Raw genomic sequence first — 16614 nt, forward strand, 5'->3', positions numbered from 1 at the left:
CCGGTGCGCTTCCTGCGCGACGGCAGGTGGGCCGACGTCGACCTCACCCTGAAGACGGCCGCCGACGGCTCGGTGGCGCCCGCCGCCCACCCCAACGGCCTCAAGCTGGCCGGCGCGGGCGGCAAGCGCCCCCGCACGCTCGCCGAGTCCAAGGCCCTCCAGGCGGCGCCGGCCGGCGCGGAGGCAGCCGGCGCCGAGACGGCCCGCACCCTCGTCTCGCTCGGCTCCGGCGACGACCAGCTCGCCCTGGAGTGGCGCGGCGGCCTGCCCAAGCCCGAGCTGAACGGCACCCGGGCCACCTACCGGGACGCGATCGGCGACGGCGCCGGCGACCTCGTCGTCGAGGCCACCCGCACCGGCTTCGAGCAGTTCGTCCTGCTCAAGCAGCGCCCGGCGACCGGCGGCTACACCTACACCATGCCGCTGCGCGCCAAGGGCACCAAGGCCGAGGCCCAGCCGGACGGCAGCGTGCTGTTCACCGACCGGAAGAACGGCCAGAAGCGCGCGGTACTGCCCGCACCGGTGATGTGGGACGCCACCACCACGCCCGGCTCCAGCGAGCACCCCCGGCAGGCCGAGGTCGGCCTGGAGGTCGTCCAGCGCGGCGACACCGTCGACCTGGTCTTCACCCCGGACGCGGCCTTCCTCGCCGACCCGGCCACCGTCTACCCGGTGACCGTCGACCCGGCCACCGCCGGTCTCGGCAACGCCTTCGACACCCGGGTGCAGAAGGGCGAGACGGTCGACTGGTCGGCCGACACCGAGATCTACTGGGGCAACTCCGGCACCAAGAACGCCCTGGGAGGTCTGGGACACCGGACTGGCGTCCACCGCCTCCCGCTGGACCGCCCAGCCGGCCTGGAAGGCCAAGAAGGGCAGCTCCACCGAGACCAAGGGCCGCGACGCCTGCGGCGGCGACGGCTGGATCAACGCCAACGTCACCGACCTCGTGCAGACCTGGGCCTCGGCCAAGAGCACCACCTCCGGCATGGGCCTGCGCGCGCCCGACGAGGTGTCGACCAAGTACTGGAAGGAGGTGAACTCCGCCAACGCCTCCAGCAACGTGCCCAAGCTGACGGTGAACTACAACTACCGCCCGCGCACCGGCACCAAGCAGCAGGCCGGCCCGCCGTTCCTCCAGGACGGCACCGGCACCTGGCGGGTCGAGACCACCACCCCGGTGCTCCGCGACACCTTCGTCGACCCCGACGGCGACAAGGTCACCGGCACCTTCCAGCTGGTCGACGCCATCTCCGGGGCCCAGGTGGGCGCCGTCAACGTCTCCGGCTACGTGCCCAGCGGCACCCCCTCCGAGGTCACCGTCCCGGCCGGGCTGCTGGAGTACGGGCACACCTACCGGTTCCGCAGCTCGCCCTACGACGGACTGCACTACAACCTGAGCTGGTCGCCCTGGGTGACCTTCACCGTCAGCCCGCTGCCGGACGTGCCCACCGCGCTCCAGACCGGCGCCGACAAGACCCTGACGCCGGTGCTCTCCGCGCTGGCGACCAACCCCAACCAGGGCCGGGTCCGCACCGAGTTCGTGCTCAAGGGCTCCAACGGGCAGCCGCTGCCCACCGCGCTCGCCCCCGCCTTCACCGAGAGCGGCAGCCGCGCCACCGTCCAGGTGCCGGCCGGCGCCCTGACCGACGGCGCCGACTACACCTGGGCCGCCCGGGCCTGCACCGCCGTCGGCTGCTCCGCCTGGAGCACCGACCAGCCGCTGGCCGTCCGGGTCCAGGCCCCGCCGGTCCCGCCGACCGCGACCGCGGTCCCGTTCACCGGCACCACCCTCACCGACGCCTCGGTGGCCACCGCCGGCGGCGGCTGCGACACCGGCGCCTGCCCGGCCGCCGACCCCGCCGAGCTGCGGATCGGCACCACCCCGGACGGCAGCAGCTGGACCGGCTGGCTCAAGCCCGACCTGTCGGCCGTCCCGGCCGGCTCCCGGGTGGTCGGCGGCAAGCTGGCGCTGACCCGCTCGGACTGCGCCGCCGGCACGCCCGGCTGCGAGGAGACCGCGGTCGACGTGTTCCAGCTCGGCTCGGCCTGGGCCCCCGCCCAGGGCGGCGCCGCGCTGGTCGCCGCCGCCGGTGTCGACAGCTACGCCTCCGCCGCGAAGCTGTCCGAGACCGACCTGGCCGCACTGGCCGGCTCCTGGATCGAGAAGGGCGAGGCCTACGGGCTGGCCCTGCGCCCGGCCGCCGGCTCGACCGGCGTGGCCCGGTACTTCTCCGCCACCGCCGCCGACCCGGCGCAGCGCCCGAAGCTGACGCTCGACTACCTGGCGCCGACCGCGCCCGGCCCGGCCGAGCTGGTCACCGCCACCGGCGGTGACACCGGTCTCGTGGTCGCCTGGAACGCCCCGACCGACCGCGGCTCGGTCGGCGACGTCGGTTACACCGTCCGGGTCGAGACCTCGGCCGGCGTGCTCGCCCAGGAGATCGCCACCGCCGACATCCGGGCCGCGTTCACCGGCCTGGACAACACCAAGTCGTACCGTGCGGTGGTGACCGCCCGGAACAGCTACGGCGCCGCGGCGCCGGTCGCCTCGGCCGTGGTGCAGGGCACGCCGACCGCCGGCGGCCCGGACCAGTACCGCGGTTACGTGCAGGAGTACCTGGACGCCCGCAACAAGGTCAAGATGCGGGCGGGCCTGACCGTGCCGGACGCCGCCGCCGAGGCCGCGCACGGCAGTGTCTTCGTCGACCTGCTGGCCACCCAGGACGCCTCACTGGTCGCCAACCGCGAGGCGCTGGCGACCCAGGGCCAGCAGTACGCGGCCGCGGCGGTCTCGCTGACCGACGTCGTGGTCGACCAGCAGACGGCCGGCAAGGTCGTGGTGCGGGCCACCGTGAAGGACACGGTGATGGTCCGGGCCGGCGGCGTGGACTCGCCCAGCGAGAGCGCCGGCCCGAAGCGGTTCGAGTTCAGCGTCGGCACCCGCGCGGTGCTGGTCTCCGAGGCCGACGACCTCGCCGCCCAGCAGAAGCTGTCCTCCTCCGCCGCCGCACAGGGCCAGGTCGAGGTCGCCGACTCGGCGCCGGCCGACCCGACGGACGCGGAGAAGGCCGTCCCGCTGGACGCCAACGGCTTCCCGGTCCAGCCCGCGCAGCCCGCGGCCGCCGCCGTCCAGGCCGGCTACAACTACAACGGCACCGCCAACTGGGCCAGCCGCAACGTCGGCATCAAGTGGGACTACGGCCAGGACTGCACCAACTTCGTCTCCAAGGCGCTGTACTACGGTGGCGGAATGCGCTTCCGGTACGGGTACAAGAGCTGGGACAGCGCCTGGTGGACGAACGACTTCTGGATGTTCGGCTGGCGGATCAACCGCAGCTACACCTGGGCCGGCGCGGCCAACCTGCACCGGCACCTGATGTACAACCGGTACTCCACCTGGCTCCGCTGGACCTCCGACGCCCGTCCCGGTGACATCATCTTCTTCAAGTGGAAGAACGAGTCCCGGATCAACCACGCCGCCGTCGTGGTCAGCTGGGGCGCGCGGATGGAGCTGCGCCAGCACGGCGCCCGGAACTCCACCACCCTGAACGAGGTGCTGGCCCACTACCGCCAGAAGAACGACCCGATCGAGTGGTTCGTCGTCGTGCGCCCGCTCGGGACCAACTGATGGCGGCGGGGCGGTCGGTGACGGCCGCGCTCACGGTGGTGCTCTCGGCCGCCCTGCTGGCCGGCTGCTCGAGCGATGCCGGGAACGCCCGGCTGGAGCACGCGGCCGACTACGCCGCCCGTCCGCACCTCCGGGTCACCGGCTATCCGGTGCCGGAGACACTGGGCCTGGTCCAGCAGCTGGTGTGGCGGCTGGCCGACGGCTCGGCGGACCGGCTGGTGAAGCTGGCCGCCGCCGAGGGCTCGACCGATGCGCGCCGCACGGCGGCCGAGGAGTGGATCCGGACCTACGGGGCCGACGCCGCCGGGGAGGTCAGCGCCGACTTCGGCGACGACCCGGCGAGCCGGCAGACCGTGGTGCTGACCTTCCACGGCAGCGGCCGGGCGAAGGAGCTGACGCTCCGCCCCGAGAACTCGGCCGACGGGGCCTGGCGGGTCCTGCTGCGCTGACGCGGCCGTGAACGACGACAAGGGCGGGTGCTCCCGAGGGAGCACCCGCCCTTGTCGCGTTCCGGGGTCAGACGATCAGGCTGAGCGGCATGATCAGGGCGATCGCGACCACCGAGATCACCGTCTCCATCACCGACCAGGACTTCAGGGTCTGGCCGACGCTCATCCCGAAGTACTCCTTCACCAGCCAGAAGCCGGCGTCGTTGACGTGCGACAGGAACAGCGAGCCGGCGCCGATGGCGAGCACCAGCAGGGCCGCGTGGGTGGACGACATGTCCGCCGCCAGCGGTGCGACGATGCCGGCCGCGGTGATGGTGGCGACCGTCGCCGAACCGGTGGCGAGCCGGATCAGCACCGCGATCAGCCAGCCCAGCAGCAGCGCCGGGATGTGCCACTTCGACGACCAGTCGCTGACGGCGGTGCCCACGCCCACGTCGATCAGGGTCTGCTTGAAGCCGCCGCCCGCGCCGACGATGAAGACGATGCCGGCGATCGGGCCGAGCGAGGACCCGACGGTCTCCGAGATCCGGGCCTTGTCGAAGCCGGCCGCCCGGCCCAGGGTCAGCATGCCGAGCAGGGTCGCGGCGAGCAGCGCGATCAGCGGGGAGCCGACGAAGTCGAGCACCCGCTGCGGCAGCGCCTTCGGGTCGTCGATGACGACGTCCGCCAGCGCCTTGCCGAGCATCAGCACCACCGGCAGCAGGATGGTCGCCAGCACGGCGCCGAAGGAGGGGGTGTGCTCGCGCTTAGCGGGCTCGACCGGGGTGTCGCTCTCCGGTATCTCCAGCGGGCCGACCCAGCGCTCGGCCACCCGGGCGAACAGCGGACCGGCGACGATCAGCGTCGGGACGGCGATCAGCAGGCCGAGCGCCAGGGTGACGCCGAGGTCGGCCTTGAGCGCGTCGACCGCGACCAGCGGGCCGGGGTGCGGCGGCACCAGGCCGTGCAGCACGGAGAGGCCGGCCAGTGCCGGGATGCCGATCCGGATCAGCGGGACGTTGCCGCGCCGGGCCACCAGCAGCACGATCGGGACCAGCAGCACCACGCCGACCTCGAAGAACAGCGGCAGGCCGAGCACGGCCGCGATCAGCGCCATCGCCCAGGGCAGCGCCCTGGTCCGGGACCGGGACAGCACGGTGTCCGCGATGATGTTCGCCCCGCCGGAGTCGGCGAGCAGCTTGCCCAGCATCGCGCCCAGGCCGATCAGCAGGCCGACGCCCGCCACCGTGGCGCCGAAACCGGTGGAGAAGCTGCTGAGCAGCTTGTCGAACGGCGCGCCCGCGACGGCGGCCAGCAGCCCGGAGCCGAGGGTCAGGGCGAGGAAGGGGTGCAGCTTGAGCTTGGTGATCAGCAGCACGATGGCGCCGATCGCGAGCAGCACGGCGACCAGCAGCCGGCCGTCGCTGTCGGTGTGCGGGAGGACCGGTGGGGCGGCCGCGAGCACGGTGAGGGTGGGGGTCACGCGAGGTCTCCATTGACGGGCCGCAGCAGGGCGGCGGCCTTCTCGACGAGTTCTTCGGGGCTCGGCCCGATGTCCAGGACGGCGCCGCGCTCGTCCGGGCCGAGGGGTTCCAGGGCGGCGTACTGCGAGCCGAGCAGGGACGGCGGCATGAAGTGGTCGGTGCGCCGGGCGAGCCGGTCCTCGACCAGTCCGGTCCGGCCGCTGAGATGCAGGAACCAGGCGTCCGGGCAGGCCGCGCGCAGGATGTCGCGGTAGCCGTGCTTCAGCGCCGAGCAGGTGACGACGCCGCCGGTGCCGGCCTCGGCGCGCTCCCCCAGCCAGGCGCCGACGGCGCGCAGCCAGGGCGCGCGGTCGTCGTCGTCCAGCGGTGTGCCGGCCGACATCTTGGCGATGTTGGCGGGCGGGTGGAAGTCGTCCGCCTCGGCGAAGGGGAGGCCGAGGCGTTCGGCCAGCAGGCGGGCCAGGGTGGTCTTGCCGACACCGGAGACGCCCATCACCACGACGGTGAGGGGCGCGCTGGGGGTGTCCTGGTTCTCGACGCTGAGAGCCATGAGGTGGTGCTCCTTCGTTGCCTGGCCGCCACTATCGCCTCAAAGGTATGACGTATTCAAGTGCCGGAAACCAAATCGTCATACTTTTGCGGGACAGGTGGAGGTGGCGGGGCCCGGGGGTACGGCGGTGAGGGTCACCCCGGACGACTAGGCTGGCGGGATGGAGATCCAGGGGCTGCCCGGCCGACTGCTCGCGGAACTGGGGCCGGCCATCGCGTCCGGGGAGCTCCCCGAGGGCACCGTGCTGCGTGCCGAGGAGCTGGAGGAGCGGTTCGGCGTCTCCCGGACGGTGGTCCGCGAGGCGGTCCGGATCCTGGAGGGGATGCGGCTGGTGGCCTCCCGCCGCCGGGTGGGCATCACGGTGCAGCCCCGGTCGGGCTGGGACGTCTTCGATCCACTGGTGATCCGCTGGCGGCTGGCCGGCGCCGACCGCTCCGCGCAGCTGCGTTCGCTCGGCTCGCTGCGGCTGGCCGTGGAGCCGGCCGCGGCGGCGCTCGCCGCGCGGCACGCCACCGACGACGAGCGGCGCCGACTCAGCGCGCTGGCCGTCGAGTTGACCATGACGGCGCGCGCCGCCGACCTCGCCACCTTCCTCCGGCACGACATCGAGTTCCACTCCACCGTGCTGCAGGCCTCGCGCAACGAGATGTTCGCGCATCTCGGCGACACCGTCGGTGCGGTGCTGACGGGCCGGACCGAGTACCATCTGATGCCCCATCAGCCGGAGCCGTACGCGATCCGGCTGCACCGCGAGGTCGCCGAGGCGGTCTGCGCGGGGGACGCCGAGCGGGCCGAGCAGGCGATGCGGACCATCGTCGAGGGCGCGCTGACCGAGCTGAACCAGCAACTCGGCTGAGCGCGCCGGGGGTTCGGCGCGCCGCTCGGTACGGTCCGAGCCGGATCATACGATTTGGCATCAGTTCGGGGGATTCGTGCGCATAGTCCGGGTACGACTGGGCAGAGTGGAGCGCGGGGGCGTGTTCGCGGCGCACGCCCCACCGGTGGTCCGCCGTACCGCCCGCCGCCCGTCCGCCGCTCCGTGCCTGGGGGTCGCCCGATGCCAACCGCCCGCCGTCGCCGCCGACTTCCCGACGAGGTGCGGACCGCCGTCGTCCGCGCGGTGCTCTGTCTGGCGCTGACCCTGGTCGGCATCGTGCTCGCGGTGCTGTCCTCGTACGCCGACAGCTGGCTGATGACACCGGCGCTGATGGCGATGGGGTTAGGGGTGTTCGGCACGATGTGGTGCCTGCTGGAGATCCTGATCTCCCGCCAGGTCGCGGCGCAGCGGGTGCGCGCGCCGAACTCCGCCTCGCCGATGGGCGGCAGCCGCACTCCGGCCGACCCGCCGCAGTACCGGCAGCCGTCGCAGGCCCAGCCCCAGGGCCAGTCCCAGTCCCAGCCGCGTCCCCGGGTGCCGCAGCCACCGCCGCAGTCCCGGCCGCCGTACGCGCAGCCGCCGCAGGCCCAGCCGCAGCAGCCGCAGCGCCCGGGGACACAGCCGCCGCCCCACCCGGGCGGCCCCGGGCCCCGTCAGGCGGGGGCGACCACGCGGTAGTGGGTGGTCAGCCGGCCGTCGTCGTCCAGCAGGTGGAAGGAGATCATCGGCGGCTGCTCGAAGATGATCTCCGCCCGGCCCTCGCAGGGCAGCGGCACGGTGGAGACCACGCCCGGCGCGACCAGCAGCGGGAGCCCGGCGAACACGGTGGCCGCCGCGGTGTGCGCGTGGCCGCAGAGCAGTGCCCGCACCCGGGGGTGACGGCCCAGCACCTCGGCCAGCCGCTCCTCGCCGAACTGCCGGATCGGGTCCACGTACGGCAGGTGCAGGGTGACCGGCGGGTGGTGGAAGGCCACCAGCGCCGGGCGGTCCGCCGGGCCCTCGGCCAGCGTGCGGTCCAGCCAGCCGAGGGTCTCCTCGTCGAGCAGGCCGTCGTGCCGGCCGGGGATCGAGGAGTCGAGCATCAGCACGTCGGCACCGGGCAGCGCGTGCAGCCGGTTCACCGGGCCGCCGGACGGCTCCTCGCCGAGCAGCACCTCGCGGTAGGGCTCGCGGGCGTCGTGGTTGCCGGGGCAGAGCAGCACCGGGTACCGGGAGGTCAGCGCCTTGGCCACCTCCCGGTACTCGGCCGGCAGTCCGTTGTCGGCGAGGTCGCCGGTGACCAGCACGGCGTCCACCGGGCCGGGCAGGGCGTCCACGTACGCCATCACCTGCTCGGCCCGCCGGCGGGCCCGCTCCCCCGCGTCGCCGTGGTGGTCCTGGCCCAGGTGGATGTCACTGAAGTGAACGATCGTCAGCATGCGGTCCACCGTAGGCCGATCAGGACGTGGCGGGAACCTCCGCCGGACGCTTGAACATCCGGGTGGCGGTGATCTCGCCGTGCACGGCCGGGCCGTCCGGGTCCTGCGGGGCCGGCAGCCCCGGCCGCAGGTGCTCCTCCACCGAGATGTACTTGAGGCCGGCCCGCAGGTCGGCGTCGTTGCGCAGCCGGATCACCAGCGGGAACTCGGCCAGCGCCGTGGTGTCGAACAGGCCGGTGGTGTAGATCAGCTGGACGCCGAGGGCGTCGGCCACCGCGCGCTGGAGCTCCAGCAGGTAGGTGGCGTTGGCCCGGCCGATCGGGTTGTCCAGGAACAGGGTGCCCGCGTGGCGCAGCTGCGACTGGCCCCGGTCGTTGGCGCGCAGCGCGGCCATCGTGCAGTAGAGCGCGATGGCCGCGGTGAGCAGCTGCCCGCCGGAGAACACGTCGGACATCTGGCCGACGCCGACCCGCTCGGCGCGCAGCACCGCGTCCGGCTTGAGGATCTCCACCGAGACGCCCTTGGGGCCGATCGCGGCGGCCACCCCGCGCAGCAGCAGCGACATGCCGTCCCGGCGCAGGTCGCTGTTCTTGCGGACGGCGGCGCGGGTGGCCTCGTCGATGACCTCGCCGAGGCGCTCGACCAGGGTCGCGTGGTCCGGGTCCTCGAAGCGGATCCGGAGGAACTCCTGGCCGGACCACTCCCCCAGCCCCTCGGGGAGGCGGGAGAGCCGCTGGGCGGCGCGCAGGGTGGTCAGCGAGGACTCCACCAGTCCGCGCAGCCGGTCGACGATCGAGCCCCGGTTGCGCTCCAGCTGGGTGAGTTCGTCGGTCAGCACCCGCAGCCGCGGGGCGAAGGCGACGGCCCAGTTGGCGGCGTGGTCGGGCAGCGCGGAGGCGGGCAGTTCGCGGATCTGCTGGCGGGCCGGGGTGCGGACGGCCTCGTAGCGGGCCGCGTTGGCGTGCCGGACCAGCGCGTCCGAGGCGTCCCGGACGGCGAGTTCGGCGGCGGACAGCTCGCCGGCGGCGGTGCGCAGGGCGCGGCGGGCCTCGGCGGCGGCGGTACGGGCGTCGGCGAGCTGTCCGAGGTACGGCTCGACGGCCGCGCCGTCCTCCTCCTGCTCGCGCAGGCCGTCCCGGAGCTGCCCGGCGTGCTCGTCGAAGTCGGCGGCGGCGGACTGGGCGGCGTCGAAGGTGCGCTGGAGGTCGGCGGCCGCGGTGCGGGCGGCGTCGACGGCCTCGCGCCGCTCGGCGAGCCGGCCGGTGGCCGTGCGCAGCAGGGTCTGGGCGTGCTCGGGGTCGGTCGGGACGAGCTCCTCGGGCAGCTCGGTGTGCGCCTCGCCGTCGGCGGGGGCGGAGCGCTCGGCCTCGCCGCGGAGCCGGCCGAGCTGCTCGCTGGCCGAGGCGGCCCGGGCCTCGATGGTGGCGACGAGTTCCTCGGCGCGGGCGGCGGCGGCCTGGCGGGCCGGGCCGTCGGCGCCGTCGGGGCTGCCGAGCAGCTCCTCGGCGCGGGTGCGGACCTTGTTGGTGAGGCGGTCGAGTTCGGTCGCGGCGGCGGCCTCGTCGCCCTCGGCGCGGGCCTGCTCGGCGCGCAGGTCGGCACCGACGCCGACCTTCTCGTAGAGCTGGGAGGCGGAGCGGTAGGCCTCGCGCAGCGCGGGCAGCGCGGCGGGAGCGGTGTCGGCGGGCTCCTCGGACTGCTCGGCGGCGGCGATCTCGGCCCGCTCGGCGCGCAGGGTGCGGGCGGTGCGGCGGGCGTCGTCGGCGGCGCGCTGGGCGGCCCGGCGGTCCTCGTCGCAGGTGCGGGCGCGTTCGGCGCACAGCGTCCGGCGGCGGTCGCACTCGGCGGCGTCCTCGGCGAGTTCGCGGCGGCGGCGGCTCCAGTTGGCGCGCTCGCGCAGGCGGAAGGCGAGGCCGGAGAGGGCGTCGGCGCGGCGGCGGGCGCGCTGGGCGCCCTCCCGGTGCTCCTCGTGCGCGGCGGCCGCGGCGGCGTGGTCGGCCTCGGCCTCGTCGTGGTCGGCGCGCAGGGTGGCGAGGGCGGCGGCGGCCTGCTCGGCGTGCTCGCGGGCGGCCTCGGCGGCGGCGGCTCGTTCGGCGAGGGTGCCGGGCGGGCAGCTGGCGTGCCAGGAGGCGAGCCGGGCCGCGAGCGCGCGGTCGCCGCCGAGTCGGGAGGCGAGTTCGCGGATGTGCTCCTCGCGGGCGGTGGCGCGGGCGCGCAGTTCGCGGCGCTCGTCATCGGCGGCGGACTCGTCGTGCATGGCCGGGTTCGGCGGGACGAGGAAGAAGGCCGGCTCGTCGGTGATCGGGGCGATCAGCGAGGCGGCGGCGCCGACGGCGACGGTGGAGCGGGGCAGCAGGGCGGCGGAGCCCAGCGCCTCGCGGGCCCGCTCCAGCGAGCTCGGGTCGGTGACGACCACGCCGTCGACGAGTTCGGGGCGGGCGGCGAGGATCGCCTCGTGGTCGGCCGGGTCGACGGACTGGGCCAGGTAGCGCCAGCCGGGCAGGGCGGGGATGCCGTGCTCGGCGAGGTACTCGACGGTGGCGAGCACGTCCGGTCCGGGCGGCAGCAGGCCGCCGTCGCCGAGCGCGGCGAGGATCCGGGAGTCGTCGGCGGCGGCGGTGCGCAGGTCGAAGAGGGTGCGTTCGGCGGTCGCGATGGACTCGTCGAGGAGTTCGCGCAGGTACTCGGCGTTGCGGTCGAGGACGACGGGGGTGAGGAAGCCGGCGTCCTCCTCGGCGCCTTCCTGGTATGGCGTCAGGGAGAGCAGGTCGGCGAGCCGGAGCTCGGTGGCGAGCAGGGCGGCGGTGCGCTGCTCGGTGGCGAGGGACTGGCCGGCGGCCTTGCGGGCGTCGGTGGCGCGGGCGGCGGCGAGTTCGGCGCGGCCGGTCGCGGCGGCGGCCTCGCGCAGCCGGGCGGCGGCGGTCTCGGCGGCGGTGCGGGCCTGGGCGAGGGCGGCGCCGGCGGCCTTCTCCACGTCGGCGGCGTGCAGGGCTGCCCTGGCCGGGTCGACGTCGCCGTCGGAGTCGATGAAGCCGGCCTCGACGGCGGCGGCGGTCTCCTGCTCGACCTCGGCGAGGCGCTGGCGCAGGTGCTCGGCCTCGCTGCGGGCCTTCTGGGCGGCGGTGGCGGCCTCGGTGGCATCGGTCTGGGCGCGGCCGCCGTCGGCCTGGAGTTCGGCGGCGCGCTGCTCCTCGGTGTCGGCGCGGTCCTCGGCGGCCCCGGCGGCGGCTTCCAGGGCGCGGGCCAGGGCGGTGGCGGCGCGGGCGCGGGCGGCGAGCGCGGGGGCGGCGTCGAGCTCGGCCTCGCGGATCGCGGCGGCGACCCTGGTCACCCGGTCGGCGGCGGCGCGGTGCCGCAGTACGGCCTCGGCGGCCTGCCAGGCGGAGTGCAGGGTGCGGGCCTCGGTGAGTTCGCGGCGCAGCCCGGCGGCCTCCGCGGTGGCGGCAGCGAGGGCCAGGGTGGCGTGCCGGTGGGTGAGTTCGGCGGCGATCAGGGTGTGCCGGGTGCGGTCGGTCTCGGCGGCGGTGACGGCGCCCGCGGCGGCGGCGACCTCGATCGCGAGGTCCTCGGCCCGGTCGCGTTCGGCGGCGGCGCGCGAGGCGAGCGCGTGGGCGAGCCGGCGGGTGCGGCGTTCGGCGGTGCGGTGGGACTCGCGGACGCTCTCGCGGGCGGTGGTGGCCTCGCTGATGCGCTCCAGGAGGTCCAGCGAGCCGGCGGTGAAGTCGCGTTCGGCGGTGAGCTCGGAGCGCAGGCCGAGCTTGGCGGCGAAGCCGTGGACGAGGTCGGCGAGGCCGTCGGTGTCCCGGGTGTCGGTGACGGCGCGCAGCAGCAGGTCGGTGAAGTCCTTGTCCTGCTTGACCGCGAACAGGCCGGCCGCCTCGCCCTCGTCGGCGTTCATCTCGCGCTGGTAGCGGAAGAGTTCGGGGTCGAGGCCGAGTTCGCCGAGGTGTTCGGTCCAGCGGTCGTGGCCGTCCTCGAAGACCAGGTCGAGGTGCGGGTGGGCCTTGCCCGCCTCGGTGAGGGCGTCGCGGAAGCCCTTCATGGTGCGGCGGCGGCCGCGGGCCTTCTGGTCCCCGGCCAGGCTGATCCGCTCGGCGACCGGGAGGGAGTCGAGGGTGAGGCCGGGGCCGGGGCGGAAGGAGTACCAGGTCTCGGCGAACTTGCGCGGGTCGGAGGAGACCTGGCGGCCGCGCCACTCGCTGACCTTGCCGACCACGATCGGCTCGCCGGTGACGGTGTGCTGCCACTCCAGGGCGACGTGGCCGCAGTCGTCGGCGAGCAGGAACTTGCGGAGCACGCCGGAGCTGGCGCCGCCCAGGGTGTTGCGGTGGCCGGGGAGCATGACCGAGAAGATCAGCTTGAGCAGGACGGACTTGCCGCCGCCGTTCTCCAGGAAGAGCACGCCGGCCGGGGCGGGGCGGCGGACCGGGCCGTCGGTCTCCTCGCCGAACAGGCCGATCTGCTGGGGCGCCGGGTCGGAGACGGGCTCGCCGACACCGCGCAGGTCGAGCACCGTGTCGGCGTAGCGGGCGCCGGCCGGTCCGATCGAGTAGAGGCGGACCCGGTTGAGCTCGTACATGTGCGGCGGTTCTCCAGGAGGCGGGTGGATGGGTCGGCTGGGGCGGTCCGGTGGGGGCCGGGACAGGGGCTGGGGCTGGGTGGGGCTGGGGCGCGGGGGCTAGAGCGAGTGGAACGGCAGTCCGGCGTCGGCGACCAGGTCGTCCCCGGTGTCCGGGGGCAGCAGGGAGGCGCTGCCGTCGGACACCGGCACGATGCCGAGGTCCAGCAGTTCGGCCATGGCGGCGCCGCCGGCCAGGTCGCGGACCTGGAGCTGGTAGCGGGCGGTGGTGCGGTAGGTGCCGCCGGCGTCGTCGGAGACCTTCTGCAGGAAGCCCGAGTCGACCAGGAACAGCACGGCCTTGGCGACGATGCCGATGGTGGAGCCGGAGAGCCGGCGGGCGTCCTTGGTGGCGCCGGTGGCGGTGCGCCGGGCCCAGACCCGCCAGGCGGCCTCCAGGCCGGGGGCGTCGCTCTGCGGATCGGTGTTGTCGCCGTCGGCGGCGGCCTGCTCCTCCAGGCGGCGGCAGGCCTGGCGGACGAAGGCGTCGACGCCGTTGACGGTGATCCGGCCGAGGTAGCCGTCGTCGGAGAGGTCCTCGGGGCGGGGGAAGGCCATCGCGGCAACGGCCAGGTGGGCCAGGCCGTGGAGGAAGCGGTCGGTGGACTCGGAGGCGGCGCGGCGCGAGTAGTCGCCCATCCGGACGGCGAAGACGGAGTCCTCGGCGGCGGCGACGGCCATGCCGGCGCGCGGGGAGACCTCCAGGACGACCAGGCCCATGCCGGTGGCGACGGCGTCGGCGAGGCGGGCGAACGGCGGGTCCTCGCGGTGGCGGCGGACGAGTTCGGCGTACTCGGTGTCGCGGGCGGGGAGCAGCTTGGCCTGGAGGCCGAAGGACACCAGGCGGGCGGCGTCCGCGACGTCGGCCGGGGTGATCGGCGCGGGGGCGGCCGGTTCGGTCTCGGGCGCCCAGGACGTGTCGTGGTGGGTCGTCACGGGCGGTGCTCCTCGGGGGCGTTGCGGTGGTTCACGGGCGGGTGGTTCACGGGCGGGTCGTTCGGAAGTGCTTCACGGCGGGATGCGGGGGTGGCCGGCGGTCAGCCGGCGTCCTTGCGGTCGGCGGCCATCCCGGCCGCGTCGAGCAGGGCGCTGCCGACGACGAGGTCGGCGCCGCCGAACTCCGGGTCGTGCAGCGGGGTGCCGTCGTCGACCGCGAAGAGCAGCCGCTCCTCGCCCTGCCGGTAGGCGGTGCCGACCGGCGGGCTGGCCGCGTGCACGGCCAGCAGGGCGACCAGGTAGGGGAGCTCCGGGTCCTGTTCGCGGGCCTCGGCGAGCAGGCCGGAGAGCCGGCGGGGCGCGTCGGCGGGCAGGTCGAGCAGGACGAGCGCGGCCTCCAGCTGGGCCTCGGAGAACCGGCTGTCGTCCGGGGTGGCGACGAGGTCCGGGTCGGGCAGCTCGGCGCCGAGGTGCTCGCGCTCGACGGGCGGGGTGAGCAGCAGGTCGACCAGGTCCGCGACGCGCACCGAGGCGGGGGTGCGCAGACCGGTGCCGCGGGCGAAGAACGCGCCGGTGGGGCGGACGGCCTGCGCTATCGGCAGCCGGAGCACCGGGGCGAGCAGCTGGCCGTAGAGGTCGATGCCGCTGCGGGCGCCGGGGGTGGCGAAGGCCTGCCGGTCCTGCTCGGCGCGGAACAGCGGGCCCGCCTCCAGCAGCCTGGTCTGCAGCTGGGTGTGGCGGCGGATGCAGTCCTTGACGATGTCGACCAGCTCGGCGGCGCGGCGCTTGTGCTCCGGGTCCTCGGCCTCGTCGCGGGCCTTGCGGATGTTGGTGAGAATCGCGTTCTCGTGCCGGTAGCGGTCGGCGATGTGGTCGAGCGCCTCGTCGATGAGGTCCGGGATCGCCTGCATCCAGTCGACGGCGCGGACGTTACGGCGGGTGGCCTCCAGGGCGCGGCGCAGCGTCTCGGCGTACTGGACGGTGCGGTAGCGGGCCTGCTCGGCGGCGAGCTGGGCGTCGGCCAGGCGGCCGCGCCGGATCAGCACCTCCAGCTTGACCTCGGCGGCGATCTGGGCGGAGGTGACGTCGGTGTCCAGCGCGCCGACCAGGACGTTGACCGCCTCGTCGGTGGTGCGCAGGTAGACACCGCCGTCGGGGCCCGGGACCTCCTCGATCAGCTTGAAGTCGTAGTCGCGGCGGACGTACTCGCCGTCGGCGCCGAAGGTGCCGTAGACGGCGCGGAAGCCGCGGTCGACGCTGCCGACGTTGATCAGGGACTCCAGCACCCAGCGGCCGACCCGCTGGTGCTCGGCGGCGGGGCGGCCGGGCGCCTGGGCGGCGACCCGGGGCAGCAGCCGGGCCAGCACTATCTCCCGGTCGGCGCCGGTGTCGAAGTCCATGTTGAGGGTGACGAGGTCGATCGCGGCGAGCCCGACCTCGGCCATCGCGTAGCCGCCGTACTCGCCGGCCAGCATCACCTTGCGGCTGTCCAGGTCGTGCAGGGGCGCGGTGCAGGCCAGCGCCTTGAGCCGGCGCGCCAGGCCCTCGTCGGCGGCGGGGCCGGGCGCGGGCCGCGCGGCGGCGACGGCGGGCCCGGCGGGCGGCCGGGGGCCGTGCTCAGTGGGCTGGTCGGCGATGACGGTCACGGTGGACAAGAGTAGAGGCAGGCCCCGACATCGACCGAAACGGACCTTCCGGACAGGCCCGCGGACGGGGCGCCTCCGGGCCGTCCCCGGTTAGAACTCGCTTTCGAGAAAAGCCTCCCGATGATCCCCGGGCTCGGCCATGATGCTTCGTATGATCACCAGACTGGTTCGAGGCGGCCTCGCCGCCGCACTGGCCGTGACCACGCTCACCGTCGCCACCGCCGCCGTCGCCACCGCCGCGCCCACCGCCGTCGCGACCGCCGTGAGCGGCCCGAACGTCACCGTGACGCAGGCCGGCAACTACCCGATGTTCCCGGTCGACAACACCAGCTTCAGCGTGACCTGGAAGTCCACCGGCACCGCCGACGTCACCGGGGTGACCCGGCTGACCGTCGACCTGCCGCCGGGGCTCACCACCAACGGCGCGCTGATGTACTCCACCCCGTACGACTACACCTTCACCCAGACCGTCTCCCCCGACGGCCGCCGGCTGGAGGCCGTGTTCACCGGCACCCGGGCGCCCGGGCGCAGCGACTTCATGAAGGTCCAGGTCAGCTCGCACGGCACCCGGCCGTCCGGGGTGATCACCGTCACGGCGGCCAACAAGGACGACGCCGACCCGTCCGACAACGTCTCCCGCTACCTGCTGGGCAGCGGGCCCCAGGCGCCGGTGACCCCGGCCGCGCCGGCCGTCACCGCGCTCGCGCCGAGCACCGGCCCGGCCGCCGGCGGCACCGCGGTGACGATCACCGGCACCGGTCTGACCAACGGCTTCGCGCTGTTCGGGAACACCCCGGCGACCGGCAGCTGCACCGACACCGCGTGCGTGGTCACCGCCCCGGCCGGCTCGGGCAGCGTCCCGGTCACCCTGGTCACCCCGGGCGGCTCCGTCGCGACGCCGACGGGCTTCACCTACACGCCCTGACCCCGGTTCCTCCGAGCCTCCGCTCGGGCCCGGTACCCGCCCCGGGTACCGGGCCCGAGTGCGTCCGGCCACCCCCGGAGCGCCTCCGGGACGCCTTCGGG

Annotated in this window: 11 protein-coding genes; 5 read left to right on the plus strand and 6 right to left on the minus strand. The window is 75.0% G+C overall.

The annotated features are described in order from the left end of the window. Window positions 1-820 precede the first annotated feature (820 nt). Together IF01_RS51400 and IF01_RS0130715 are read left to right on the plus strand one after the other, a co-directional pair. Entirely contained in the window at window positions 821-3631 is a 2811-nt protein-coding gene (locus IF01_RS51400) for a DNRLRE domain-containing protein (RefSeq protein WP_375341010.1), read from the plus strand. Next, a complete protein-coding gene (locus tag IF01_RS0130715; RefSeq protein ID WP_030396855.1) occupies window positions 3631-4080 on the plus strand; it encodes a hypothetical protein in 450 nt (149 codons plus the stop codon). Before IF01_RS51400 ends, IF01_RS0130715 begins: the two co-directional genes overlap by 1 nt. 67 nt (window positions 4081-4147) lie before the next feature. Here IF01_RS0130715 and IF01_RS0130720 read toward each other — a convergent pair whose 3' ends face one another. Together IF01_RS0130720 and IF01_RS0130725 are read right to left on the minus strand one after the other, a co-directional pair. Further along, complete coding sequence (locus tag IF01_RS0130720) at window positions 4148-5542, minus strand: GntP family permease (RefSeq protein ID WP_051742909.1); 1395 nt, start codon at window positions 5540-5542, stop codon at window positions 4148-4150. Continuing rightward, complete coding sequence (locus IF01_RS0130725) at window positions 5539-6093, minus strand: gluconokinase (RefSeq protein ID WP_037781775.1); 555 nt, start codon at window positions 6091-6093, stop codon at window positions 5539-5541. Before IF01_RS0130725 ends, IF01_RS0130720 begins: the two co-directional genes overlap by 4 nt. Before the next feature lie 160 nt (window positions 6094-6253). Between IF01_RS0130725 and IF01_RS0130730 the strand changes: the two genes are divergently transcribed. Together IF01_RS0130730 and IF01_RS42550 are read left to right on the plus strand one after the other, a co-directional pair. After that, window positions 6254-6949, plus strand: coding sequence for a FadR/GntR family transcriptional regulator (locus tag IF01_RS0130730; RefSeq protein ID WP_030396858.1), 696 nt, complete (start codon window positions 6254-6256; stop codon window positions 6947-6949). A gap of 201 nt (window positions 6950-7150) precedes the next feature. Further along, a complete protein-coding gene (locus IF01_RS42550; protein ID WP_157855391.1) occupies window positions 7151-7648 on the plus strand; it encodes a hypothetical protein in 498 nt (165 codons plus the stop codon). Here IF01_RS42550 and IF01_RS0130740 read toward each other — a convergent pair. The 4 genes from IF01_RS0130740 to IF01_RS0130755 all read right to left on the minus strand — a co-directional run bounded on the left by IF01_RS0130740 (window position 7624) and on the right by IF01_RS0130755 (window position 15579). Continuing rightward, window positions 7624-8388: a phosphodiesterase gene (locus IF01_RS0130740; protein WP_030396859.1), complete on the minus strand. Its 765-nt coding sequence runs from the start codon at window positions 8386-8388 to the stop codon at window positions 7624-7626. The two genes, IF01_RS42550 and IF01_RS0130740, sit on opposite strands and share 25 nt — an antisense overlap. A 19-nt stretch (window positions 8389-8407) precedes the next feature. Next, complete coding sequence (locus tag IF01_RS0130745) at window positions 8408-12967, minus strand: coiled-coil domain-containing protein (protein ID WP_030396860.1); 4560 nt, start codon at window positions 12965-12967, stop codon at window positions 8408-8410. 99 nt (window positions 12968-13066) lie between these two features. Next, the gene (locus IF01_RS0130750; protein WP_030396861.1) at window positions 13067-13942 is read right to left on the minus strand and encodes a hypothetical protein; all 876 of its coding nucleotides are present in this window, start codon (window positions 13940-13942) and stop codon (window positions 13067-13069) included. Window positions 13943-14043: 101 nt separating this feature from the next. After that, window positions 14044-15579 carry a hypothetical protein gene (locus IF01_RS0130755; protein ID WP_051742954.1) on the minus strand — a complete coding sequence of 512 codons (1536 nt, stop codon included), beginning with the start codon at window positions 15577-15579 and terminating at the stop codon, window positions 14044-14046. A gap of 160 nt (window positions 15580-15739) precedes the next feature. On the opposite strand from IF01_RS0130755, the gene IF01_RS0130760 reads away from it, so the two are divergent. Then, complete coding sequence (locus IF01_RS0130760; RefSeq protein WP_030396863.1) at window positions 15740-16513, plus strand: IPT/TIG domain-containing protein; 774 nt, start codon at window positions 15740-15742, stop codon at window positions 16511-16513. Window positions 16514-16614 lie beyond the last annotated feature (101 nt).

The sequence above is a fragment of the Kitasatospora purpeofusca genome, from assembly GCF_000718025.1.
GTDB lineage: Bacteria > Actinomycetota > Actinomycetes > Streptomycetales > Streptomycetaceae > Kitasatospora > Kitasatospora purpeofusca.

Coding starts and splice junctions, on each gene's coding strand:
- IF01_RS0130715 (WP_030396855.1), top strand. CDS start 3,631: ATGGCGGCGGGGCGGTCGGTGACGGCCGCGCTCACGGTGGTGCTCTCG.
- IF01_RS0130725 (WP_037781775.1), bottom strand. CDS start 6,093: ATGGCTCTCAGCGTCGAGAACCAGGACACCCCCAGCGCGCCCCTCACC.
- IF01_RS0130730 (WP_030396858.1), top strand. CDS start 6,254: ATGGAGATCCAGGGGCTGCCCGGCCGACTGCTCGCGGAACTGGGGCCG.
- IF01_RS42550 (WP_157855391.1), top strand. CDS start 7,151: ATGCCAACCGCCCGCCGTCGCCGCCGACTTCCCGACGAGGTGCGGACC.
- IF01_RS0130740 (WP_030396859.1), bottom strand. CDS start 8,388: ATGCTGACGATCGTTCACTTCAGTGACATCCACCTGGGCCAGGACCAC.
- IF01_RS0130745 (WP_030396860.1), bottom strand. CDS start 12,967: ATGTACGAGCTCAACCGGGTCCGCCTCTACTCGATCGGACCGGCCGGC.
- IF01_RS0130760 (WP_030396863.1), top strand. CDS start 15,740: ATGATCACCAGACTGGTTCGAGGCGGCCTCGCCGCCGCACTGGCCGTG.